This window comes from Vibrio sp. Vb1980 (assembly GCF_033338615.1).
GTDB classification, from domain to species: domain Bacteria; phylum Pseudomonadota; class Gammaproteobacteria; order Enterobacterales; family Vibrionaceae; genus Vibrio; species Vibrio alginolyticus.
On the sequence record NZ_JAWOSZ010000002.1, the window covers coordinates 524,432 to 548,672 of the forward strand.

20 protein-coding genes and 1 pseudogene are annotated in these 24,241 nt (G+C 42.5%); 17 read left to right on the top strand and 4 right to left on the bottom strand.

All coding sequences use genetic code 11. The features are described from left to right. Positions 1–35 precede the first annotated feature (35 nt). Complete coding sequence (locus tag R7F64_RS05535) at positions 36–1,613, top strand: sensor domain-containing diguanylate cyclase (RefSeq protein ID WP_005389121.1); 1,578 nt, start codon at positions 36–38, stop codon at positions 1,611–1,613. Between the two features lie 51 nt (positions 1,614–1,664). Here R7F64_RS05535 and R7F64_RS05540 read toward each other — a convergent pair whose 3' ends face one another. After that, positions 1,665–2,222: a DUF3750 domain-containing protein gene (locus R7F64_RS05540; RefSeq protein ID WP_033905229.1), complete on the bottom strand. Its 558-nt coding sequence runs from the start codon at positions 2,220–2,222 to the stop codon at positions 1,665–1,667. Positions 2,223–2,691: 469 nt separating this feature from the next. Between R7F64_RS05540 and R7F64_RS05545 the strand changes: the two genes are divergently transcribed. From R7F64_RS05545 to R7F64_RS05565, 5 genes are all read left to right on the top strand, one after another. Continuing rightward, entirely contained in the window at positions 2,692–3,054 is a 363-nt protein-coding gene (locus R7F64_RS05545; protein WP_050550049.1) for a hypothetical protein, read from the top strand. A gap of 35 nt (positions 3,055–3,089) precedes the next feature. Next, positions 3,090–3,554, top strand: a complete 465-nt coding sequence (locus R7F64_RS05550; RefSeq protein ID WP_017820619.1) for a GNAT family N-acetyltransferase — start codon at positions 3,090–3,092, stop codon at positions 3,552–3,554. Between the two features lie 249 nt (positions 3,555–3,803). Beyond that, entirely contained in the window at positions 3,804–5,222 is a 1,419-nt protein-coding gene (locus tag R7F64_RS05555; RefSeq protein WP_017634015.1) for an SLC13 family permease, read from the top strand. Positions 5,223–5,225: 3 nt separating this feature from the next. Continuing rightward, the gene (locus R7F64_RS05560) at positions 5,226–6,563 is read left to right on the top strand and encodes a sensor histidine kinase (RefSeq protein WP_318071512.1); all 1,338 of its coding nucleotides are present in this window, start codon (positions 5,226–5,228) and stop codon (positions 6,561–6,563) included. Beyond that, complete coding sequence (locus R7F64_RS05565) at positions 6,550–7,023, top strand: response regulator (protein ID WP_318071513.1); 474 nt, start codon at positions 6,550–6,552, stop codon at positions 7,021–7,023. Before R7F64_RS05560 ends, R7F64_RS05565 begins: the two co-directional genes overlap by 14 nt. A gap of 107 nt (positions 7,024–7,130) precedes the next feature. Here R7F64_RS05565 and R7F64_RS05570 read toward each other — a convergent pair whose 3' ends face one another. Next, positions 7,131–8,834, bottom strand: coding sequence for a putative bifunctional diguanylate cyclase/phosphodiesterase (locus tag R7F64_RS05570; protein WP_258470154.1), 1,704 nt, complete (start codon positions 8,832–8,834; stop codon positions 7,131–7,133). A gap of 487 nt (positions 8,835–9,321) precedes the next feature. Here R7F64_RS05570 and R7F64_RS05575 point away from each other — a divergent pair. The 4 genes and pseudogenes from R7F64_RS05575 to R7F64_RS05590 all read left to right on the top strand — a co-directional run bounded on the left by R7F64_RS05575 (position 9,322) and on the right by R7F64_RS05590 (position 14,026). Further along, positions 9,322–10,541: pseudogene (locus tag R7F64_RS05575) on the top strand (HD-GYP domain-containing protein). Positions 10,542–10,741: 200 nt separating this feature from the next. Next, positions 10,742–11,365 carry a LysE family translocator gene (locus R7F64_RS05580; RefSeq protein WP_025766704.1) on the top strand — a complete coding sequence of 208 codons (624 nt, stop codon included), beginning with the start codon at positions 10,742–10,744 and terminating at the stop codon, positions 11,363–11,365. Between the two features lie 212 nt (positions 11,366–11,577). Then, positions 11,578–13,122 carry a YjjI family glycine radical enzyme gene (locus R7F64_RS05585; RefSeq protein WP_318071514.1) on the top strand — a complete coding sequence of 515 codons (1,545 nt, stop codon included), beginning with the start codon at positions 11,578–11,580 and terminating at the stop codon, positions 13,120–13,122. Between the two features lie 22 nt (positions 13,123–13,144). Further along, positions 13,145–14,026 carry a YjjW family glycine radical enzyme activase gene (locus R7F64_RS05590; protein WP_021033867.1) on the top strand — a complete coding sequence of 294 codons (882 nt, stop codon included), beginning with the start codon at positions 13,145–13,147 and terminating at the stop codon, positions 14,024–14,026. 19 nt (positions 14,027–14,045) lie between these two features. On the opposite strand, the gene R7F64_RS05595 is transcribed toward R7F64_RS05590, so the two are convergent. Continuing rightward, the gene (locus R7F64_RS05595) at positions 14,046–14,984 is read right to left on the bottom strand and encodes a LysR family transcriptional regulator (protein WP_318071515.1); all 939 of its coding nucleotides are present in this window, start codon (positions 14,982–14,984) and stop codon (positions 14,046–14,048) included. 411 nt (positions 14,985–15,395) lie between these two features. Between R7F64_RS05595 and R7F64_RS05600 the strand changes: the two genes are divergently transcribed. Both R7F64_RS05600 and R7F64_RS05605 read left to right on the top strand, forming a co-directional pair. Further along, the gene (locus R7F64_RS05600) at positions 15,396–16,166 is read left to right on the top strand and encodes a TerC family protein (protein ID WP_005377734.1); all 771 of its coding nucleotides are present in this window, start codon (positions 15,396–15,398) and stop codon (positions 16,164–16,166) included. Between the two features lie 160 nt (positions 16,167–16,326). Beyond that, positions 16,327–16,929, top strand: coding sequence for a 2OG-Fe(II) oxygenase (locus R7F64_RS05605; protein ID WP_005377733.1), 603 nt, complete (start codon positions 16,327–16,329; stop codon positions 16,927–16,929). A 54-nt stretch (positions 16,930–16,983) separates the two neighbouring features. Here R7F64_RS05605 and R7F64_RS05610 read toward each other — a convergent pair whose 3' ends face one another. Then, the gene (locus R7F64_RS05610) at positions 16,984–18,249 is read right to left on the bottom strand and encodes an HD domain-containing phosphohydrolase (RefSeq protein ID WP_154204618.1); all 1,266 of its coding nucleotides are present in this window, start codon (positions 18,247–18,249) and stop codon (positions 16,984–16,986) included. A gap of 629 nt (positions 18,250–18,878) precedes the next feature. On the opposite strand from R7F64_RS05610, the gene R7F64_RS05615 reads away from it, so the two are divergent. The 5 genes from R7F64_RS05615 to R7F64_RS05635 all read left to right on the top strand — a co-directional run bounded on the left by R7F64_RS05615 (position 18,879) and on the right by R7F64_RS05635 (position 24,233). Then, positions 18,879–20,072: an iron-containing alcohol dehydrogenase gene (locus R7F64_RS05615; protein WP_054579464.1), complete on the top strand. Its 1,194-nt coding sequence runs from the start codon at positions 18,879–18,881 to the stop codon at positions 20,070–20,072. A gap of 161 nt (positions 20,073–20,233) precedes the next feature. Then, positions 20,234–21,439, top strand: a complete 1,206-nt coding sequence (locus tag R7F64_RS05620; protein WP_033905238.1) for an aromatic amino acid transport family protein — start codon at positions 20,234–20,236, stop codon at positions 21,437–21,439. A 274-nt stretch (positions 21,440–21,713) separates the two neighbouring features. Beyond that, on the top strand, positions 21,714–22,838 hold the full coding sequence (locus tag R7F64_RS05625) for an HD-GYP domain-containing protein (RefSeq protein ID WP_054701448.1): 1,125 nt from the start codon (positions 21,714–21,716) through the stop codon (positions 22,836–22,838). 87 nt (positions 22,839–22,925) lie between these two features. Continuing rightward, positions 22,926–23,144 carry a hypothetical protein gene (locus tag R7F64_RS05630; protein WP_005377723.1) on the top strand — a complete coding sequence of 73 codons (219 nt, stop codon included), beginning with the start codon at positions 22,926–22,928 and terminating at the stop codon, positions 23,142–23,144. Between the two features lie 324 nt (positions 23,145–23,468). Beyond that, positions 23,469–24,233, top strand: coding sequence for an ABC transporter ATP-binding protein (locus R7F64_RS05635; RefSeq protein WP_005377721.1), 765 nt, complete (start codon positions 23,469–23,471; stop codon positions 24,231–24,233). Positions 24,234–24,241: the final 8 nt, after the last annotated feature.

Here is a 24,241-nt window from a genome sequence, read left to right on the forward strand (position 1 = left end):
TTCATATAGAAAGCCTTCAAAGTTGGCCATTGGCAATGTCTTTTAGAAGAAAAGAAAAACTCAATCTTAGAAATCTTATTGTCACCCTATGTGTGTTCAGTGTGCTTGTCACTTTGATCAACGCATTCTACTCGATTTATCGTGTTCAAAGGGATCTCATCATCAATAACACGTTAGAATCAAACCGTGTTTACGCCCAAAAAATGTCTGAAATGACAGACTCTTTCATAGAAAGCTCAATGTCGCAGCTAAAATACAGTGCGAACGTGCTAAAAGACAAGATGCATGACGCTCAGCTTCTTGATAAAGAGGCTGAGAGATTAAGAACGCAAACCAAATCATTTAACTCTGTGGTTGTCGTTAATGCAAAAGGGGTTATTATTTCCGTATCACCTGAAACACTTCAGGTGAAAGGTGTAAGGTTAGTGGGTGAAAGAAAACGCCAATCTTTAAACGCTCAAGCACCAGTTGTTACAGAACCATTTATATCGCCCGCTGGAAATTACTTGTTAACCATCTCATACCCTATATTTTCTCAATCTAATGAATATTTAGGTTATATCGGCGGCACTATTTATCTAGAAAAAGAAAATATTCTCGCAGAGTTACTCAGCCAGCACGCATACAAAGATGGTTCTTTCCTTTACGTTGTCGATGAGAGTAACACTCTGATTTATCACCCAGATCAATCGAGGGTTGGTGAAGTAATCGACGATAATGAAGCAATCAAAGCGGTGACGATGGGGCAGAGCGGCAACAAAGAAATTGTTAACTCTCGCGGCGTCGAAATGCTTGCTGGTTATGCGCCAGTAAAGTCATCAGGATGGGGAATTGTTGCTCAGCGCCCGAAATCGATGACGTTATCTGTGCTAGATGAACAGATGTGGAATGTTTTCCTTAAGTCGATTCCAATTGGTTTATTAACTTTGTTGCTAATTTGGTTCTTGTCCCTTCTTATTTCTAGACCACTTTGGCAGTTAGCGGGTGCTGTGCGAGGTGTCGAAGAACATTCATCATCTATCGATGATCTCAAACTGGTTAAGTCTTGGTATTTTGAGGTCTCACATTTGAAGCTTAGTTTTCTTAAAGCATTTGGTATCGTGTCAAAAACCATTGATAAGCTGCAACTGGATACATTAACAGATTCGATGACTGGATTATTGAATCGACGTGGATTAGATAAAGTTCTTGGTTTGTTTAAGCAGGAAAATACCGCGTTCTCTGTTTTGGCGCTAGATATTGACCACTTTAAGAGCGTAAACGATAACTATGGCCATGACGTGGGTGACAACTTACTTAGAGAGTTTGCGCAGTTAATGAAAGACCAAGCTCGCTCTAATGATCACCTGTGTCGTTCTGGCGGTGAAGAGTTTATGATGTTTTTGGAAAAAACAGACGTAAACCACGCTATGGATGTTGCAGAGCGTATTAGACACAACGTGGAACAACATGACTTTCAGGTGGTTGGTAAGGTCACGGTTTCGTTGGGCGTTTCTCACTGGAAAGGCAATGACACACCAATTGAAGCGGTAATGAAAGACGCCGATAATGCACTGTATAAAGCGAAACATAATGGAAGAAATAGAACGGAGTTGGGTGACGACGCACAATAGATATTGCGCTTTATGCTGAACATAAAACGAGCCAGTGACTAATCTTTGCTGTTAATCGCTGGCGTAACCGCTACCAATTGCGCGAAACGGCAAGTTCAGCTCTAATTCTGGAATTTGTTTACCCACCCAAGCCGGAAATGTATTGCTATTTGGCCCTGGAAACAGCGTATATTCTTCAGCCCAAGGGTATTGGTTAATAACACTTTGTATTTTAGGGATAAGCTGGCGGGCCTTTTCACCTTGTATGGAGAGGATCTTTTCTGGTTTTGCACCATACCAATATCGATCTGGCGTCCCAGTTTGGTACTGATATAGAGCGGGTTGTCCGCGATTCACTCTCCAGCCGACTACTTCATACACTGTATATTCGTTCGCATTTTCAGGCTTTATTGCAAACCATGTATGAACGGCAAACCAGCCTCGCCAACCAAACGCGTCTGCGGCGTAAAACTCAATCACAGCATGCTTAACATTGGAAGGATCGGGTGCGATACCCGCAGGTTCTCTGCTAGCGGTACGCCAATCTCCTTGAGTGCATCCACCCAGCATAACCGCGATTGACATGAGCCAAATTTTTACATGGTGAGTAAAGTTGAGAGGGTCTTTCATTTATTGCTCCTAGACCAACCGATGCTGGTAACGCTCTATTGATTTTAGCTATAAAAACGTGGCAAGTCTGATTGTTGAAATCCTCTCCTTATTAAAAGAGAGAGGGAAGTTAGTGCCATAATTCCAGTTCATACGTAATAATAAGGTAAGCCGATTTGTAACATGTGGCATAGACGATGCCGTATTTCTCGATTCATTCGTCTAGTTGCGTATGAAAAAGTAAGAGGTTGTATGTATTCCTTACACGGGCACATTAATTAAAAGCATTAAAAAACATAGGTTTACAGTGGATTTTGACTGATTGAGTGAGTTTGTGACCCTCACATTTGCTTGTTTTGGACGGAATTTTCATCGCTCATCTTTTTGCGCGTTTAGAGTCAGCGTTCAGCTATGGCACAATAGGCGCTCACAGAACAAGTGCTGTTTGGTCATGCAAATAGCAGAAAAATAACTAGAAATAGAATAATTAATGTTTAAATCAAAAAGTATACTCGCATTAAGCATGTTCGCATTTGGCTGTTTTGCCCATCAAGATAGCGAACCAACGTCCGTTGTGCTGAACTATGGTGACTCCTCCATCAGTACTGATATTCAAGCCAATCGAAAATTTCATGTTGTCCGAGACAATGAAAGTGAGCACGTAGAATTTTCTGGCGGAATCATAAAGGAGTATTCCGATTATATTGTGAATGTTCATATCATAAGAAAAAGCAAAATACGCAGATCAAGCCGAGAGTTGAATACAACCGTACTGATGAACAGTGATCAGATTGGGAAGCCTTTAGTGATTGGCATTGAAAATGATGAGTTCACTAGTATCACTTTGCGTTAATGCTTAGTATTTATTGAATAAGAATGAGGAAATTGATGCTCTCAATACGCTGCTATCGCACCGAGGATGCCCCAACACTGTGGGCACTCTTTTACCATACTGTGCGAATCATTAATCGTCGTGATTATACGGAATCACAAGTTTCCGCTTGGGCACCATCAGATTTTGACCTCGATGTGTGGCAACGCAAAATGGACGATATTCAACCCTACGTCGCGGAGATAGAAGGGCAGGTCGTTGGCTATTGTGATTTGCAAGGTGACGGCTTGATTGATCATTTCTTTTGCCATCATGAATACCAAGGACAAGGTGTTGGTCGTGATTTGATGTCTTTTCTTTTTTCACAGGCGAAAGTACAGGGGATAAAACGACTGTATTCTGAAGTGAGTATTACCGCCCGACCTTTTTACGAGAAAATGGGTTTCACAGTTAAGTCTCGACAACGTGTTGAGGTTAGGGGAGAAACCTTAACTAACTTTATGATGGAAAAGTATATTTAACTTAAATAGTGAGCATTTAGTGAGCTTGAACACAGATATAAAATGTTTTCCAATGTGAAAGCGAGTTCATTGATCTCGCACCAACGTTTTGTTTGAAAACAGTGTACATAATCTTCTCTGGAACGCCATTACCGCATTTCGTCTCTGAAGGCTTAAAAAACAGTCTGAAAGTTTTGGTTTTGCGGCGGGTAATAGCGTTCCAAACGCCAAATGTGTCTGGCTAACCATCTCAGGAAGAGAAGTAGTACTATGCGCCCTTATCTCAAATACGTTGTTCCAACATTGATACCATTGCTTGTTTGGTTAATGCCTCTCTCTGCGTTCCCATTTGATGGCATTACTATCGTCCAGCAAAGAGTGATTGCAATCTTCTTGCTTGCCGCACTTTGCTGGGTATTCGAGCCAATTCCAATCTACGCCACTTCGGTTGTGATCATTGTCCTAGAGCTATTGCTTGTATCAAATAAAGGTATTGTGCTCTTTCGTTTGCAAGAGGGGCAGCCACATTTTGGTGAACTATTACAATACAACGAGATAATGGCGACCTTCGCTAGTCCGATTATTATGCTCTTCCTCGGCGGTTTCTTTTTGGCTATGGCGGCGACAAAGTACAGGTTAGATGTCAACTTAGCCCGAGTGTTACTCAAACCATTTGGACAAAAACCAAAGTTCGTTATGCTGGGGTTGATGCTGATCACAGCTGTTTTTTCCATGTTTATGTCAAACACCGCAACAACAGCGATGATGTTGTCCATTTTAACCCCTGTGATAGCAGTTTTCGGGCCTAAAGACCCAGGTCGAATTGCATTCGCTTTGTGTATTCCTGTTGCGGCCAACATTGGTGGCATTGGTACTCCAATCGGCACGCCACCGAATGCCATCGCCCTAAAATATTTGGTTGGTGACAACTTAATTACGTTTGGTGAATGGATGGTATTTGGTGTGCCATTCGTTATTGTGATGATGGCGTTAGCCTGGTTTCTGATTGGCTTTTTGTATAAAGCCGAACAAACCACCATCGATCTGAACATTAAAAGCAAGTTTTTGAAAACACCCAAAGCAATAATGGTTTACGTCACCTTTGCCGGCACGATTATTCTTTGGTTGATGGGTTCTGCACATGGAATGAATTCTTACACAGTAGCATTAATTCCGGTCGCAGTGTTCTCATTGACGGGCATCATCAACAAAGAAGACTTGAAGAAAATCTCTTGGGATGTGCTTTGGTTGGTGTCAGGCGGTATTGCTCTGGGCCTTGCTCTAGATAAAACCGGGCTTGCGAAGCTGGTGGTACACAGCATACCGTTTGATCAGTTCTCGCCATATGTTGTCTTGTTTGGTGCGGCTTTCTTGTGCTTGTTAATGGCAAACTTTATGTCGCATACAGCCACCGCAAACTTGCTGATGCCGATTATGGCTGCGCTGGGTACTTCTATGGCTTCGCTAACGCCTCTCGGCGGTGAAGTTACTCTAATCTTGGTCGTGACATTTGCCGCTTCACTCGGTATGTCGTTACCAATCAGTACGCCACCAAACGCGTTAGCTCATGCAACAGGGCATGTCGAGAGCGGCCAAATGGCTCGTATCGGTGCCGTGCTAGGCGTGATTGGCGTATTACTCAGTTTTGTGATGGTGTGGATTTTACATACTGTTGGGCATATTGGATAACCCATGTACGAAACGAAGTTAGACGCGTTAGTACAACGCTACTTTAATCACCTTGAACGCCGATTAACGGTTTTATTCGGGTCGGTGCTTATTGAGCAAGCAGGCTACAACGATCGCTTGTACTATGTGCTTTCGGGAGAGCTGGCGGGCTATTACGCGGAAGATGACAAGAAACCGATCCAGGTATTTTCTGCGTCTCAAGGTGCGTTTATTGGCGTACACAGTTTCTTTTCTGGTACGTGGACTGCCTCTTCGACAGTGATTGCTCAAACCGATGTTGAATTGGCTTGGATACAGCGCGATACGCCCGCCGTGGAAGAGGCGACATACGGACCATTGACGACACAATTTATGCCTGTGATGGTTAACGAATTATCTCGTCGTCAACGGCGCGCAATGCAAGAGGCATTGGCTAAAGAAAAAGCACTACAAAAGCTTCATACCGCAGAGCAAATGACAACGTTGGGGCAGCTTGCAGCGGGTATTGCTCATGAGTTGAACAATGCGATAGGCGTTGTAAGCAGTAAATCAGAACGGCTAGAGACAGTTATCATGGAACTGCTTGAAGAAGTTCATCCGGAAGCGAGTCAATTTTTTGATTTTGGTTTAATGCAAGGGCAGAAAGTCTCTTCTAGCGAAGCGAGAAAGCGGGGGCGCCACTTCGAAAAATACTACGGTTTAACCAAGGAGGTTGCTCGTGATCTTGCACGTGCCGTTCCAAATAATTTCCTTTCGGAACATTGGCTAAAAAGACCAGAAGAAGCGATACGTTTCTGGCAAATGGGACGAGATCTCCATGACTTACGCATTGCCTCTAAACATACCGTTGGCATTGTACGATCCGTAAAACAATTGGGGCGCACGGATATCGACTTGGATGAAGCGATTAACATCAATGATTCAATCAATCGCGCCTTGGCTCTATTGCAAAGTGACTTAAGACGAGTGAGTGTTCGTTTTAGCCCTGCGGATTTACCTGCTTTTATTGGTTCTCAAACCGAACTCGTCCAAGTTTGGGTAAATATATTAAAGAATGCGTGCGATGCACTTGGTGAAACGGAGAAACCCGGTATCGAAATACATACTCGGGAGAGTAAGGGTAAAATTTTGGTCACGATTGCTAACAACGGACCAGAAATTGATGAAGCGACACGTAGAAAAATTTTCCGGCCAAACTTCACCACTAAAAAGGGGGGATTGTCGTTTGGTTTAGGGTTAGGTCTGTCGATTGTGAAGCGCATTATCGCCGGATATAACGGTTCTATTGTAGTAAAGAGCGACAGTGAAAAAACGATTTTTAGAATCAAGTTACCAGTAGAGGGTGAACATGGAGAAGCTTAATGTAATTTGCGTTGATGACCAACGAGAGGTACTAAGCGCGGTTCTACAAGATTTAGAGCCGTTAAATCAGTGGTTGAATGTCGAAGACTGCGAATCAGCAGGTGAGGCTCTAGAACTGATGGATGAATTTGATGCAGAAGGCGAGATGATCGCATTGATTATTTCCGATCATGTGATGCCAGGTAAAACGGGAGTAGAGCTGCTGACCGATGTATTAAAGGACGGTCGTTTTGGCTTTACGAGGAAAGTGCTTCTTACCGGGCAAGCGACGCACACCGATACGATTAATGCGATCAACTCCGCAGGCATTGACCGCTACTTTGAAAAACCATGGCAAGCAAGCCAATTAATAGAGTGCGTTAGAAACCTGGTGACCCAATATATCTTTGATGTGGGCTTAGATTACACTCAGTATCACGAACATTTAGATCAGAGTGTGGTGTTTGAACGTCTACGTTAATCGGGGGACATTAAGCTTGTTTTCGTCACGGCCAGTTAGTGTCTGAAATCTATAGTGAATAGTTCAGCATGTTTAACGTGGCCGTGCGGAATATTGCTCTAGTATGCTTAACTCAACGAATAGCGGCTTGCACTGGCAACAGAAAGTGGCTTAGAGAACCAATAACCTTGCAGATAATCGACGCCCATTTCGGTAAAAAATTCACACATTTTGGCGTCTTCAATTCCCTCAATCACTACTTCAATATTATTTTCCTGGCACATAGTGATAAGAAACTTCAGATATTCTTGTGAAGAGCGGTTGGTTAGTGTTTTCCACGCCATCGACCTATCAATTTTGATTTGTGTCATCGGGAGGTCGAAGAAGCTATTTAATGAACTGTAACCAGATCCAAAGTCATCCAGAGAGAGTGCAAATCCTAGTTCCCTGAGGGTATTCAGAGGGGCAATGGCTGTCTGATTATTATCCAAAATAAACGTTTCTGTTAGTTCCAACACAATAGACTCAGGATCGACACCAACCTCATCCGCCATGGCTTTAATTCGCGCAGGGAATTCACTGTTCATTAACTGAAGTACAGAAACATTCACGTTGACGCGAACTTGGTTTTGGTAACGATCACGGTAGTTTTTGATAAATTCACACGCTTTGGCAAAGACTTGATATCCGAGCTCGACAATCAAACCTTTGTTCTCTGCGACGGGGATGAATTCGTCTGGGTAAATTTCGCCAAACTCTTTGCTACGCCAGCGAACCAGAGATTCGAAGCTCACCACTTTTGAGCTTTTGGCGTCAATAATTGGCTGAAACTTAACGCTTAATGTCTGTTTTTCTAGTGCACTTTTTAGACCTTGTTCAATAAAGAAATAACGGTCTACGGCATGCTGAGTTTTCTCACTGTAAACCGCAACACGGTCTTTATTCTGCTCGCTTGCGTACTGACAAGTTCGTGCTGCTTTACGTAATATTTCCTCTGCTGAGTGACTTGGATCTATGCAAGGATACAAACCAATACTAATGTTACTTCCTAAGTATTGGCCCTCTTCAATCACTGCCTCGTGGTAGGTTTCCTTTAAACTTTCGGCATAACTTTGCAGCGTTTCTACCGAGCATTCATCGTGAATCAAAATCGCAAAGTCATCATCATGTACGCGATATACAGAACTATTTGGAGAAGGTAGGTGACTGAGAGTTTGTAGCAATTTTTCCACTAACCCATCGACCAACTCGCTGCCATATTGATTTAAGTAAGATTTAATCTCTTCTATCTGAATGTAACAGATAGATGCACAAGAATCGGTAGCTCGCACACTATCTTCAATATCCAGCAAGAGATGGGCGCGATTAGCCATACCTGACGCATTGTCATGAAATGCGACTTGATGAATGTAGCTTTCCATCAGCTTGCGTTCAGAAATATCACGGTGGCTACCAACCATATAATGACCATGTTCTGTTTCTTTGGTCATGGCTACGCCTTCAATCCAGACGTACTGTCCATTCGGTTTACGCACGCGGTAGGTCGTTGTGACCCTCGTGTTGTTGGTAATGATGTGAGCATCGACCCGAGTGGAGAGTCTTTCTCGATCGAGAGGGTGAACAAGGTCTAACCATTGCTCTAAGCTGATTCGACCAGCGTTGATACCAAGCTGCTCATAAAAGCCCTTGTTATAAAATACCATGGTGCCAAACTCATCCATGTAAAAGAGGCCTTCGTTAAATACATCGAAGATATGAATGAATCGTTCTTCGACGATTTTTAGGAACTCTCGGTCACTATCTGAGACTTGTTGGTCAAATATGGTGGTCAAGATATTTCCTCCTCGAGCCTTTTAGCATCAGAGATGAGTGTTGGGGTTGATAACATAGAGTTGATCTGCTGGCGTACATTACAATCACAAAAGTGTCAGTTCAAATTGTTTGGCTATCATTTTATGCGCTACTAGGTTAATAACATACTAAGATTAGGCGGCTAATCATCGACATTTATAAAAAATAGTCAACAGTAAAAATCATTTATAAAATACAGTTATTGATGCCGTCCGCAATCTATAAATATTTATGAATAATTATCCTAAAGTTATTTTCAGTTGTGTCGGTATCAATGTGCTGTTTTCTAACGTCATTTGTATATATGTTATCTTGGATAAAACCATAATAACAAAAAGGACTTAATGAGCGCGACCGATTATTAATTGACAGGATGCTCATTAATTGTAATCAATTCAAATTTATTATCACGCCAAGTAATCAAATCTCTTATAATGCGGACGTTAATATCGAGTAAGCCTTCTTTATATGCAGTACGATCCGAAAAATTCAATCAAAATTGCGCTCGCTGATATCGGCGTTGGTATGTTTGTTACCGCGATAGAGCACAACAAGCGCGTCAATTTAGCCAATGCAGGGCGGATATCTAGCCCTGAAGGCATTAAGAAGCTTGCTCTACAAGTGGCGTAAAGTATGTTTGGGTAGATCAAACATTATCTTCGCAGCAGTGTGTCTTCAAGCCTGTAGATGAATCAACTGATGCCACTAAAGAGACGAGAGAGCAGAAACACTCAGATTTTAAGAGGGGTCAACGAACTTATCGTTCGAGAGACATCCAACACAAGCGAGCCAAAAAGCTGATCGCCGAAGCAAAAGATTTGGCGCAGAAACTATTGAATCAAACTTTTGAAGGAAAAATCATTGAAGTTGATGAAGTAGAAGCTTGGGCTGACGATGTCATTGAAAGTGTTTTGATTGACTCAGATGCGTTGCAGTGTGTCTCTGCACTCCGAAAAAAAGACTCTTACTTATTGGAACACTCCGTCAATGTCGCTTGTCTTTTAGTGTCATTCGGTAAGTACTTGGGCTTGGATAAGCCAACGCTAAAACAGCTTGCTGTAGGTGGCATTATTCATGATGTAGGTAAAATTAAAGTCGATGATAAGATCTTGCACAAGCCAGCGAAGCTAACGCCTGAAGAATTTGAACATATGAAGCTACATCAAGTGTTCGCAGGTGAGATAATCCTTCACGTAAAAGGACTTAGTGACGTAAGCCGTGATGTTTGTTTGATGCACCACGAGAAGTTAGATGGCAATGGTTATCCTAGAGGCTTGAAGGGGGAGGAGATTCCAATTCACGGCCGTATGAGCTGTATTGTAGATATCTACGATGCGCTAACGGCTGATCGCTGTTACAAAAAAGGCATGAGTTCTGCCGAAGCGTTTAAAATCTTGTTGAGTCTAACGCCATTTCATTTAGACGCAGACTTAGTTTACAAATTCATTAATTGCATTGGGATGTACCCCGTAGGCTCTATTGTCGAGTTGAACGATGGGCGTGTTGGTATTGTTTGGTCTTCAAATGAATCTCAAGCATTAAAGCCAGAAGTGAAATGTTTCTACTCCCGCAAGTATAAACGATACATTGATGTCACGATGGTGGATTTAAAAACGAGTGCGTACAAAATTGAAAGAGCGATCGCGCCTTCATCGTTAGAGATCGATCCTAAGCCTTTTTATGATTAAGAGAAATAGATAAGCTTATACAACAGGCTTTACATCCTTGCATGTAGATCGTATTTTATTTGCATAACTATCTATTAATTTTTTCTAAGTTATTTAGATGCAAGATGGTTATTAAGACCTCGGCTTCATGGATAGAAACCGGGCGATAAAATAGTTCTACACAATGGGCTATAAACCTCATTTTGCTGGAAGGGATGCCAATGCAAATAGATACATGGATTTTTTACACTCTTGCCATTCTCGTGCTCACAGCTTCACCAGGACCAAGCTCACTGTTGTGTTTGAGTAAAGGAGTGAGTAGTGGGTTTCGTATTGCTTTCATGACTGCGCTTGGCAGTTTGTCTGCGATTACGATCATCCTTACGCTCTCATTTACCGGGCTGGGAGTTGTCATTGCTTCATCTGAGTTAGTTTTTAATATTATCAAATGGTGTGGCGCCGCTTATTTAATCTGGTTAGGTATTCAAGCGTTGCGCTCATCTCAGACAGATTTTAATAAAACGGCAACGACTCAAAGTTCCGCGACAGCGTTTAGCGCGTTCACTAGTGGTTTCATTGTTGGCGCTAGTAATCCCAAAGCGATAGTCTTTTTCACCGCTTTGTTTCCTCAATTCATAGAACCTTCCGCACCGCTACTGTCTCAATACGCGATTTTCGCGTCTACATTTGTGGTTTTTGAGCTTAGCTGGCTAACATTTTATGCATTGTTAGGGGTAAAAGCCTCCGATTGGTTGTTTGTCGCTGGAAGAGCGAAGTTGTTCAATCGTTTGACTGGTGGAGTATTTATTGGTGCAGGCGTGATGTTGTCGACGGCAAACCGATAAATAAGACAGACTTCGGTACGCAGTTAGGTTTTCCCATATAGTAAGTTGGAATGCGCTAATTTAGCTTTGTCTTATTTCCAGAATGGAAATAGACGTTTTGTTTATTTTCATTAGTGGCAACAGCCAAGCAGGAGTAAAATCACGTTACTCTTTAGGGGTAGAGCTCGTATTTTGTCTTGTGGGCTTGTGGTTACTTTGTAGGAATATCTTAGATGACAAGCCTTTCTAAACTACAACAACGTTTTCTAGATATCGCGACCGACGTCCGTCTTTCTCCAAAACAGAAGTCGAGTTTTTTAGCTTTAGAGGCTGAAGCGTGCATTCCTTACATGACCGTATCCTCATCACTGAGACAAGCAATGGATGAAGGCATCATCTGCGATATGTTTGAAGGTCATGCACCGTTTAAACCTCGCTATGTGTTGCCTGATTACGCTAAATTTCTATCGCAAGGCTCAGACTATTTAGAGTTGTCTCCGGCTGATGATTTCGATGATGCGTTGAACATGCTGACCATCATTTACCATCATGTTCCTTCGGTAACGAACATTCCGGTTTACTTAGGCCAGTTAGATGATGTCTTGTTGCCTTACATAGGCGACCTAACAGAGAGCCAGATTTACAAAAAGTTAAAACATTTTTGGATCATGCTGGATCGCACATTGCCAGATGCGTTTATGCATGTGAATGTCGGACCGACAGACAACATTATTTGTCGCACTGTTTTAAAAGTAGATGCGGAGCTCAAGCAGATCGCACCGAATCTCACCTTTATGTACGACGAGACAGTTACACCTGATGATTTACTTCGTCAAGCGACACAGAACATTTGTGAATGCAGTAAACCGCATATCGCCAATTACCCAATGCACGCGAAAGCCTACAACGGCTCACGCTTTGGTGTTGTAAGTTGCTACAACTCGCTTCCATTAGCAGGTGGCTCGAACACATTGGTGCGAATGAATTTAAAAGAAGTTGCAAAACGAGCATCAGACTGTAACGACTTCTTAAACAGTGCGTTGCCTTCTTACCATCGATTAATGGTCGAGCTCATAAACGCAAGAAGCACGCACTTGCATGAAAAATCGAACTTCTTTCAAGGCTTTTTGACGCAAGAAGGGTTGATAAAAGAGTCCTATTTCGCGCCAATGTATGGCGTTTACGGCATGGCCGAAGCGGTAAACCTTCTATTTGAAAAAGAAGGGCAAATAGGGCGATACGGAAAAAATGATCGAGCAAATACTTTTGCTCATGATGTTTCAGCAACACTGGCTAAACTGGTGGACTCAACCCCGGTGAAATATGGTTTAGATGGCAAAGCGCTCTTACATGCACAAGGCGGCATTAGCTTAGATCATGATGTTACGCCAGGTGTACGTCTGCCTTATGGTGCAGAGCCAGACCCTGTCACTTATGTACAAGCAACGGCGAAGCATCATCAGTATTATCGTGCGGGTATCAGCGATATTTTGACGATTGATGAAACGGTGAAATCTAACCCAGAAGCGATGTTCAATTTATGTAAAGGGGCACTAAATGCTGGTTATCGTGAGTTTACCGCGAATGTCACTTCAAATGACTTAATTCGCGTGACAGGCTACATGATCAAACTTTCAGATGTCGCGAAATATGATAAAGAAGGTTCGAGAACCAACACGACGTGTCTAGGTGCAGAAGCAGCAAAAAATACCAAAATTTTAGAACGCTCGCCACGTGTGGTGAGTCATGAAGTAACACCGACTTACACGCAGGCATAAGTTCGGTTTAGGAAAGAACAAGATGTCTAGACGAAGTGGAAGCCTTTTGGCAAAAGTCACTCGTATCCTTCCTTTCTCTTGTGTTGATGGGCCAGGAAATCGTCTAGTCATCTTTCTACAGGGTTGTAACTATCAGTGTTTGAACTGCCACAATCCTCACACGATAAACCATTGTAATCATTGTGGTGAGTGTGTGAGTGAATGTTCAGCAGGCGCATTGAAGTTCGACGAAAACAACAACGTTGTTTGGCTTAAAGAGGAGTGCACCCACTGCGATCATTGTATAGAGATATGTCAGAACCAATCTAATCCAAAAATTACTGACTACTCTGTAGTAACAATGCTCGATTTGATACGCAAGCATCGCTTTTTCATCAGTGGTGTTACAGTATCCGGTGGGGAATCTACCTTACAACTTCCTTTCATTATTGAGCTGTTTAAAGGGATAAAACAAGATCCTGAATTACGGCACCTCTCTTGTTTCATCGACAGTAACGGTTCTTTAGCGGTTGCTGGTTGGCAGCGTATTCTACCTTTTCTGGATGGCGCAATGATCGATTTGAAAGCGTGGCAGACGGAGACGCATCAGTGGCTAACTGGGCGTGATAATCATCGTGTATTTAAAACCCTTCAGTACCTTGTTGAGCACGAAAAATTGTACGAGGTCCGCTTACTGCATATTCCCCAAAAAAGTGATTTAGATATAGAAATCGTAGCAATTGGACGTTACTTGAGTACTCTTCCTGAATCGGTGCTTATCCGTTTAAATGCCTTTCAGCATCACGGAGTAGTGGGGGAGGCGTTAACTTGGGATATGTGCTCTCATCATGATATCGAACGCTTAAAATCAGAGCTTCGATGCTACGTGAGTAACCCTATCACAGTGCCGACAGTACTTACGTAGTACCGTTGTTTATCTATGCTTACGCATCACAGGCATCTAACATGGCGCAGGCGTCGAGTAATTGTTGCTGTAACCATTTTAAAGCGGGATCGTTTAAGCTCGCTTTGTTCCAAACGAGGCTGTAGGCAACCTGTCCGTAATCGAATGGAAGAGCTTGTTCAACCAAACCTTTTGCTTGCATTGCCGCTCTTGCCCAAAGCTTGGAGCATGTGAACAAGTAATCCGAGTGCTGACACATCACCGCAGCTGAACCAAAGTCGGCTACACGCATGGCCAAGTTTCGTTTTGAATGCCTTTGGGTGAGATTTTGCTCAAAATAAGGTTGTGACAGATCTTTATCATGAATACCGATGTGTCTTGCACAAAGGTAACTTTCAACAGATAAGGGTTGCTCAGCGAGTGGGTTCGATGCTCTCATTAAGCAAACCATTTCGTCTTTCAAAATGGTTTTCCATACCAAGTCTTTATTTTGTGTGGGTGGTTGGCTGAGATCGTGAGGAAGCAACAAAAAATCCACTTGACCTCTTGCTAATGCATCGAAGCTCCTTTCCTCTTTCGCATGGACATTCAAGTGCGCGTGATTGCTCAGTTGTTGGGACAAGTGCTGTAGAACTGGCGCAAAGAGCTCAAATGAACTTTCACGCATTGCTAATGAAAAACTACCTTGATAGTAAGCCGGATTAAAAGAGCCTTGATGTAATAACCCATTCATACTGGAGAGTATGCCATGGATTGATGGGCCTATATGCAGCGCAAATGCTGTCGGCACTAAGCGAGTGCCATCACGGTAAAAAAGGTCATCCTTTAGCGTTTCGCGCAACTGTCCGAGCGTTTTACTGACGCTCGATGGTGTTACACACAAGCGTTCTGCCGCAAGTGTGACGCTGTGAGTGGTTAACAACATATGTAAAACAGTTAGATGTTTAAGGCTTATACGCGAAAGAGCAATGTAGTCCATAAATAGCATGGTTTCTTATGATTTTTGGCAGTATATCAGCATGAAACAAATTTTTACTATTGTTTATCTCGGAAACACGCCTGTTTCTCTTTGAACTCAATGCATTTAATGGGTTGCATAAGGATTAATGGTGCTTATAAGTCTAGAAATTTATCTTAGTTTTGTTGGACTTTAATGCTTTCATTTATTCAATTCTAAAGCTTCTATGTAATTTTAATCAATTTGGAGGAGTTGATTGATTTGTACACGAATTAAACTTGTTCCTTGTTAATTAAAATAGATATTGTTTTGTTGATTGTTTGGTGATTTACTCATGATCCCTCAGTAACAAAGGTATAAATAATTAATGGACGACCCCTTTAGTCGACAAAACCCTTCACCATATGTCTTCTTATTATTGGAGACATGCTCATGCTAGAACTTTTTATGCAACCAGAAGCTTGGGCTATTTTCGCCACTTTGTTTGCGCTTGAAGTTGTCTTAGGCGTTGATAACGTCGTTTTTATCTCTGTCTTATGTGAAAGACTGCCGCTGCACCAACGTAAGCTGGCAAGAAACCTTGGTATTGGTCTTGCTGTTATTGCTCGTATTGGTTTAGTGTTTTCAATCTCTTGGATCATGCAATTGACTCAACCGCTATTTTCTTTGGCGAACCAAGCGTTTACCGGAAGAGACGTCATCATGATTGCGGGTGGTGCATTCCTCTTGGCTAAAAGCCTGAAAGAGTTGTGGAGTTGGTTAAATCACAACGAGTCTGCTCACTCAACTCACGCCCGTACTGGTTTAGCGGTAGTTCTGTTGCAGATTGTTGCCGTGGATGCTGTATTCTCGATGGACTCGGTGATAACCGCCGTTGGTTTAACAAGTGATGTCCCACTTATGGTCGCAGCGATTGTTTCTTCTGCTATCGTGATGGTCATGACAGCAGAAAAAATCAATAACCTGGTGTCGTGTTACCCTGGTTTTAAGACACTTGCTTTGTTATTCCTCGTTTTGTTAGGTGGTTTATTGATGGCAGAAGGCTTCGAAATTCATATCAACAAAGGTTATGTGTACTTTGCGATGGCATTCGGCTTAATTCTGGAACTTTGCCATATCCAGTTAAAAAACAAACAACGCCCGACTATTAAACGTCTTAGTCCGTTGCGAGTTCATCCAACCAGATTAGAAGCTCGTCAATAATAAAAGATATTGCCGCTCATATGAGCGGCATTTTTATATTCGTCATCACCTATTTTTACTCTCTTTTTATTTTGTTGTCGTTTCGACAAAAAATCGCATTTGTTGTGGGGTTGAAGATTTTTTATATAGACCGCCCAACTAATATGAGTGAACGACAATAATGGATAAAATGATCGATGCGTTAGCAACCCATGGCTACTACATCTGGGATGATTTTCTTTCTGAACAAGAAGTGGCTCAATTACGAGACTGCATTCCAAGTAACTGGAAAAAAGCGCGTATTGGTCGTAATGACGATGTGACTCGTATTGAGTCAATTCGAAGTGACAAAATTCAATGGTTATCGCCCAATATGGGGCACGCGGTTACTTCTTACTTAGATAAGATGGAAGAAATACGCCAAGAAGTGAACCGTCACTTGTTTCTAGGACTTTTTGAGTATGAAGCTCACTTTGCCAAGTACGAGGAAGGGGATTTCTACCAAAAGCATCTAGATTGTTTTAAGGGCAATGAAAACCGTCGATTGACAACCGTTTTTTACATGAACGAATCTTGGACGGAAAAGGATGCAGGTGAATTGGTGGTTTACGATCTAAATGATAATAAGATAGCAACCATCCCTCCTCAATCAGGACGCTTACTTTTATTCTTATCCGAGCAATTCCCGCATGAGGTTTTACCGACCAACGCAGAGCGGTTCAGCATTGCAGGTTGGTTCAGAATCAATGGTGTGCGAGACAATGTACTTGATATTGCAAAATGATTGGTTTGCAACCAGCATAAAATCAGCAAAGGGCGTAGATACGCCCTTTATCGATTAAACATTAGTTGATAGCTCGTAACACTCGGTCATGTTTCGCTCTAGTACTGCATAGACGTCAGGACAAAGTTCTTGTTTAGCGACTTGCGCACCCATAATCGCGGCGATTTGTGCTTGAGCCATTCGTCCGCGGTAGGGACGGTCCTGAGACAGAGCTTGAAAAACATCGGCAACCGCGACAATACGCGATGGTACATCGAGTTCGTCTCCTGTTTTATGATAAGGATAGCCTGAACCGTCCAAACGCTCGTGATGATTAGAGGCCCACTCCGCTATTTTAGCGTTGGGAAACACTTTGTGTAATGCGAGCTGAGTATCAATTGTATGGCGTTTAATACGCGTATACTCTTGTTTATTAAGAGAGCCTTCTTTATGAAGAATCTCATCTGGTGTTTTTAACTTTCCGATATCATGCACCAACCCAGCAATAAATAACATCTCTTGGTCGTGCTCACAGAACCCAAGCTTGATGGCTAGATACCGAGATAACTCCGCCACTTTTTGCGAATGTTGATAAGTAAATGGGCTTTTTGCGTCAACAATTCGAGCGATAAACATTCCCAAACTATTCATATCTTGGATGGTGAGCTGTTTTTGAAGCCAATCAATGCTTTTAAAGTTTAATCCGATGGTTTCTATATTTTCAGACTCCATCGCGAACCAAAATGCGTCGGTCATAACGAGCTTAACCATTGCCTTAGCCATGTCTGGATTAAACAAAGTTCCAGCGTTTGCCATGATGCATTCTGCAATTAGTTCTTCATGAAGTGTGACAATGTCACAGTGGCAGTTCATGACGTATTTGGAACGCATAAAATCGAGACGATCGGCTAAATAGAGTAGGGCAGCGACCTCTTTTTCAAAAGGCGGTAAATCAAGATATTTTAGTTCACTCCAATGTGTATGGTGGTAAAGAACAGGTGTAGCAAACTGACGTAACAAACGACACTGCTTGAGGCTTCGGTATCCTCTTAAGCAATGTGTTTTTACATCTTGTGGCACCAACTCCTCAAGTAACATTTTATGTTCTTGTGTTTCGGAGACCCCACAATCGTGGATCATCCCTGCGAAGTAGCAAAACTCCGCTTTTTCTGGTTCCCAGTTCATGACCCGAGCACATTGGTAAGCTATGTAAGCGACACGATGGCTATGGTGCGTATCATCAACACCGACATAGTCGAGTGCTCGAGCAACCCAGATAAGTGCTTGTTTCAGATCGACTTCAAAGCCCATGTCCGTATGGGAATGGCAAGAATGATTCATGGTTTATACCGACATTGCTAATTAGCCCACGCTAAACCCAAATCAGAAGGTGATAGGAAAAATTGGGTACGACAGCGAATAGACCCCAAAAAGGTGGGCGTTTAGACATAGTTTTGATTATGGGCGGGATAATAATCCTAGTTGCATAATAATATCACCTGAAGCTCATGGTTAAGAGTCAGATATTTGAACTAAGTATAAGTTTTGAAAGATTATTGTTGCTCTTGTTGACTTATTTGAAAACGACAATAAATCATGATGTAACGCATTCTTATTTTTATTTTTGTAGATCGTGTTCGGGCTCAACCAGAGACACACGGTATTGATGTCTGATTAACAGAATTCATATTGTTGCTTTTGAAGGCAAAAAATAAGAAGACTTCTTCGAGGCTTGCTCTGTAACTAACAGAGTAATAGGGAAAGCAGCTTGCTAACTACATGACAATAGAGCGTCGTTGAAAACATTTTCTCTGTAGCTCATGTCGTTGAGGAAAGATAATAAAATGGTACGGTTTCCCAGCGATGCTAGCCCTTTTAGTGAGATAAGTTTATTGAAAATGTGTGATTGCAAAGTAAGCATAGGTAGTAAAAGTAGCTAGAATGATAGCTCTAAATGAAAAGGATTTCGTATGTTGAAGCATCGTTTATATCGGACTTACACCGCAGGGTTAAAAATGGCAGCCCATATCCTTCCTATGCCGAGACCAACCTTGTTTTCCGGCCCTGGTTCGATGAATGAGCTATTAGAATCGATGACCGAGCTGGGATTTAAACGCGTTTTGTTAGTTACCGACGAAGGGTTAGTCCAAGTCGGTATTGTAGATAAGGTGCTTGAGGCAGCAGCACAACTCGATTTACAGTTAGATGTTTTCTCGCAAGTTAAGCCCGATCCTACCTATGATCAGGTAGAGAGCGGTCTAGAGGCTTATCATCGTTTTCATTGTGAGGGCATATTAGCTTTGGGTGGCGGCTCTGCAATGGATTGTGCAAAAGTTATCGCTGCGAAAGTTACCAATAAACGGCCAATAAAAAAATTAGCTGGACTATTGAAGGTATGGCGAATGCCAGCGCCGCTTTTTGCTATTCCAACAACGGCTGGAACCGGAAGTGAAGTTACTATCGCTGCGGTCGTGTCAGATCCCTCCTCACACATTAAAACCCCTTTAATGGATCCAAAGTTGGTGCCACTAATGGCAGCTTTAGATGCGAATTTAATGATTGGTTTACCTCCTAAGATCACGGCTGATACTGGCGTTGATGCATTAACCCACGCTATTGAGGCCTATGTATCGAAAAACGCTACTCAAGAAACGATGGCTTATTCGGTTGCCGCTATTAAACTCATTTTTAAATATCTTCCTAGGGCTGTGATGCAAGGGGATGATGTCGAAGCTCGTCATAAAATGGCTATGGCATCCTATTACGCGGGTTTAGCATTTACCAAAGCGAGTTTGGGTTATGTTCATGCCTTTGCTCACACATTCGGTGCGAGATATGGAATACCTCATGGTATGGCAAACGGATTAGCCTTGTTGCCTGTGCTGCGCTTTTCATTATCAGAGATTGAGCCTCAACTAAGAAAGCTCGATGAGTTGACGGCCGAGGGGCAGTTAGGTAATGCAAGTGCTCAGCATTTTTTGGCGAATCTGGAGTCCTTGTTTTCAACTATTGATATTGAGCAAACCAGTGCGCTCATTCAACGTGAAGATGCTGATGCGCTTGTTGATTTAATTCTGAAAGAGGCGCACTGGAATTACCCTGTTCCCAAGTTCATGAACAGGGAAGAATGCACACAGTTATTGTTAAATATCAGCAAGGTGTAAATTATAGTTTACATGTGTGGTTTTTTATCCTTACACTTTGCTTGATCTTCTGCTAAAGATCCTACAATATCGACGGCAATACAAATATGGTGTTGGTTTCGGTCCGCCGTTGCCCGATCTAATACTGATAATTTCTAATAAAGTGTAAAGATTAATATACAATGAGTCGTTCTAAAGTATTCGGTAGTACGCTAATTATTGCGGGCACTACAATAGGCGCTGGTATGCTAGCGCTTCCACTTGCCTCTGCCGGCATTGGTTTTTCAACTTCAATTATCATCATGCTAGGTTTATGGGCTCTGATGGCTTTCACTGCCTTACTTATGCTTGAGCTTCATCAACATGCGGAGAGTAGTGCTACACTTCATACTTTGGCGAAACAGATCCTAGGTCAAAAAGGCAAGTGGGTGGCAAGTTTTGCGATGTTGTTCCTTTTCTACTCGTTGTGTGCAGCGTATATCGCTGGCGGTGGTGCTCAGTTCGGAGACCGCCTTGCACAATGGTTTGACCTCGATATTTCAGGGCCTACATCAACGATAATCTTTACCTTAATTGTGACTTTAGTTGTGACGGTGGGTACCGGTACGGTCGATAAAGTAAACCGAGTACTGTTCGCGATGAAGCTCATTGCGATGGTTGCGGTGCTTTCTTTTCTTGCTCCAAACGTTACGGAATCTTACTTGTTAAGTATGCCAATCGAACAAGGCCTTGTTGTAGCGGCGATTCCGGTGATCTTTACTTCGTTTGGTTTCCACGGAAGTATACCTGCAATTGTGAATTACTTAGACGGTGACACTTCTTCTTTACGCAAAGCCGTTATTATTGGTTCGACGATTCCACTCGTTATTTATATCTTTTGGCAAATCGTGACGTTGGGTGTGGTTAGCCAAAGTACGCTTGTTGAGAACGGAGGGTTGAGCGCACTGATTGGTCAACTATCTCAGACAGTACACCAATCAAATTTGGGTAGCATTGTTGGTGTGTTTGCTGACTTGGCATTGTTGACATCGTTCCTTGGCGTGAGTTTGGGTCTATTCGAATTTTTGGGTGATACCATCAAAGGAAGTAACGATAAGCCTAATCGTTTGATTGCGGCACTAGTGACGTTTACTCCACCGCTAGGCTTCGCACTTTTCTATCCTCAAGGCTTTATTATGGCTTTGGGCTATGCAGCGATTGCCTTAGCGATTTTAGCCATCTTTTTGCCTTTGGTTATGGTGATCAAGGTTCGTAAATCGGATGATTTTACTGGGGAGTACCGCGTCGCAGGTGGTCAAGGTGCACTAGTGATAACGGGCATCGCTGGCACTGGCATCGTATTCGCTCAGGTGTTAATTACGCTGGGTGTGCTTCCTGCTCTAGGCTAGTTGTTCAGAACGTTCTTTGAATAACCTCTAGTTACTGAATCCATCGTAATCAATCAGTATTGTTAGGCCAACGAGTTTCGCTCGTTGGCTTTTTTAATCTGGATCAAATTACCGTAAGATATCCGGTGAAAAAATTGGTAGAAATGTGCTTTTATTTCGTACACTTAAGTTGTGGTATATCGATAATTTAAGTGGAGAAAACCGCTCAAAATACCATTGAATTTGCAACACAATGAGCTTTTCTTGTTTCTCTGCTTTGGTGTGGAGGTGAAGCATGGCGCACCGGAGTTTTTACCCGTTTGCAAAACCGCTTAACGAGCAACTGCAAACGCTAAAAGGCAGGATGCAGGCGCACTTGCCATGTATTGATAGGGTGTCATTTGCAAAATATCACCCAGACCAAGATGTGCTCAAATCATTTGCAGAAAGTGAGTTCGACACTTGGTGTTTAGCCCATCACGAATCAGCATTCCGTAAACTCCACCACCTCAATATTGCCTCTAAAAACGCGGTTCCTCGTATCGTCGAAGACCTTCATGATATTAATCACTGTCCTCGGGTTCAAATTTTACTCAAACACGGATATCAGTCGTCGGCTGCTATTCCTTGTTATGACAATAAAGCTTTTACTGGTTTTGTATTTTTGAACTCCACTCAACGTGATGCGTTTAGTTTAGAAGCGCTGAATGGTCTTAAACCTTATTTCGAAATGATTCGATTTGCGGTTGAATCAGAGACTCAAGTAGTCAATGCGATAGAAACGCTAGCGAACCGAATGCAATGTATGATGCCAGGCTATTCACCTGAGTATTACGCGCATACCAAACGCATGAAGTACTACAGTCAAATTATCGCAACGCAGTTAGCGGATCGTTATCACCTGAATGACGAAATGGTCGAAGATATTGGTATTTTTGCTCAGTTCCATGCGCTCGGTGATAGTCAGCTGCCAGTTGAAATTGCTAGCCGCCGAACAAATTACTCTCAAGAACAAGAGGCGATATTGATTCAACATATTGAGCGTTGTATCGATTCAGCGGATGACATAGTTGCCCGTATCGGAAATCCGGTTCACCCGAGTGTGACTTTGTTTTTGCAGATGGTTACTTATCAGTACGAAAACTTAAATGGCACTGGTTATCCGTATGGTTTAACCAGTGACGATATACCAATAGCCGCGCAAATTACGGCTGCTGCAAATGCCTTTGATTTTATGACAACGCACCATCCGTATAGACAAGCGTGGTCCATCCCATACGCATTGTTAGAGCTTGAAAAATGGGTATATCAGGGATGGTTATCTCGAGAATGTGTTAATGCTCTGCGAGAGCATCAAGGTTATATAAAGCAAATCATCCACAAATATCCTGAGCACTATACAGGCTTGGGGTTAATGTGAAGAGCAGTAACAAAGTTGAAATGTTGACGAGGAGGAATATTTAAATAATACTGTTTTTATATACAGTAACAAGTTTGGAGGTGAAGTATGTTGTGGGAAACCCTTGAAAGAGTAAACCGCTTACGCCAACAAGCACTTGCAAATCCTGAGTTTGTTGAGTCAGCAAAAGAGCACGAACAAGCACTTCAGGAGCAAGAATACCATTATCAAACTAAGAAAAAGCGTTCAGCCAAAGACAAACAAGGTAAAAAGTCGCTGGCCGATATCTATAAAGAAGTAGAGTTTGGCGCTGACGCTCGTCATTAATGTATTCACTGCGGCATTTTTCATTTCTTCATACGCTGCAGTATTCGTTCAAATTTATGCGAGAGCAGTGGGAGACCGCTACTCTCGTTGACCTGCCTATAATTTACTAATGAAGTTCAGCCGAGCAAATTATCACTAACACTTAGCAATTCTCTCAATGATCTTGTTGATGTAATGATAATGACAACGGTTTGCATTTGTATCTTTGTTGTTATATAAAACCTCCCTTATTAATCGTTCTGTTGAATAAGAACGGCAAACGTGATCAACGAATGAGAGCTCTGAATAACTGTTATTCGTAAATGGCTATTAGGTGAAGTAGGGATGTTGGAAGCTAAAGCACTCCAGTTTGAGATTGAAGGCAAGTCATTGCTAAAAGCGTTTGATGTGACATTTGAACCCGGAAAAACATACGCTCTTGTTGGACACAATGGTTCAGGAAAATCCACATTGTTAAAGTTGCTGGCACAGCAACAGCCATACACCGCTGGTGACGTGGTTCTGCATGGAACGAGCATTAACGATCTCTCAGCGAAAAAATTCGCCCAACACATTGCCTACTTGCCTCAGCATCTTCCAGTGACCGACAGTATTTTAGGTCGAGATTTAGTCGGTTTTGGTCGTTATCCATGGCATGGTTTACTTGGACGTTTGAGTAAGAAAGATCACGACATTGTTGAAGAAGCAATGGCGATGACAGGCACACTAAAATACGCAGATCGCTTAGTGGACACGTTATCTGGAGGAGAGCGTCAACGTGTGTGGCTAGCTATGCTGTTAGCCCAAAAAACCGAGTATTTGCTTCTTGATGAGCCTTTGTCTGCGCTAGATATCAGCCATCAAGTCGATATGTTGAAGCTTATCTCTAAACTCAGTCAAGAACTGGGCTTGGGCGTTATTATCGTATTACACGACATCAACTTGGCTGCACGATTTTGCGACTACATCGTTGCATTACATCAAGGTGATTTGATTGCACAAGGCAATGTTGAACAGGTGTTTACTGAACCTAAGTTGAGGGACATATATGGGATAGAGATGATGATCTCTGACCACCCTGCGGGTTACCCGGTGGCGATGCCAAGCTAAAGGTTGGA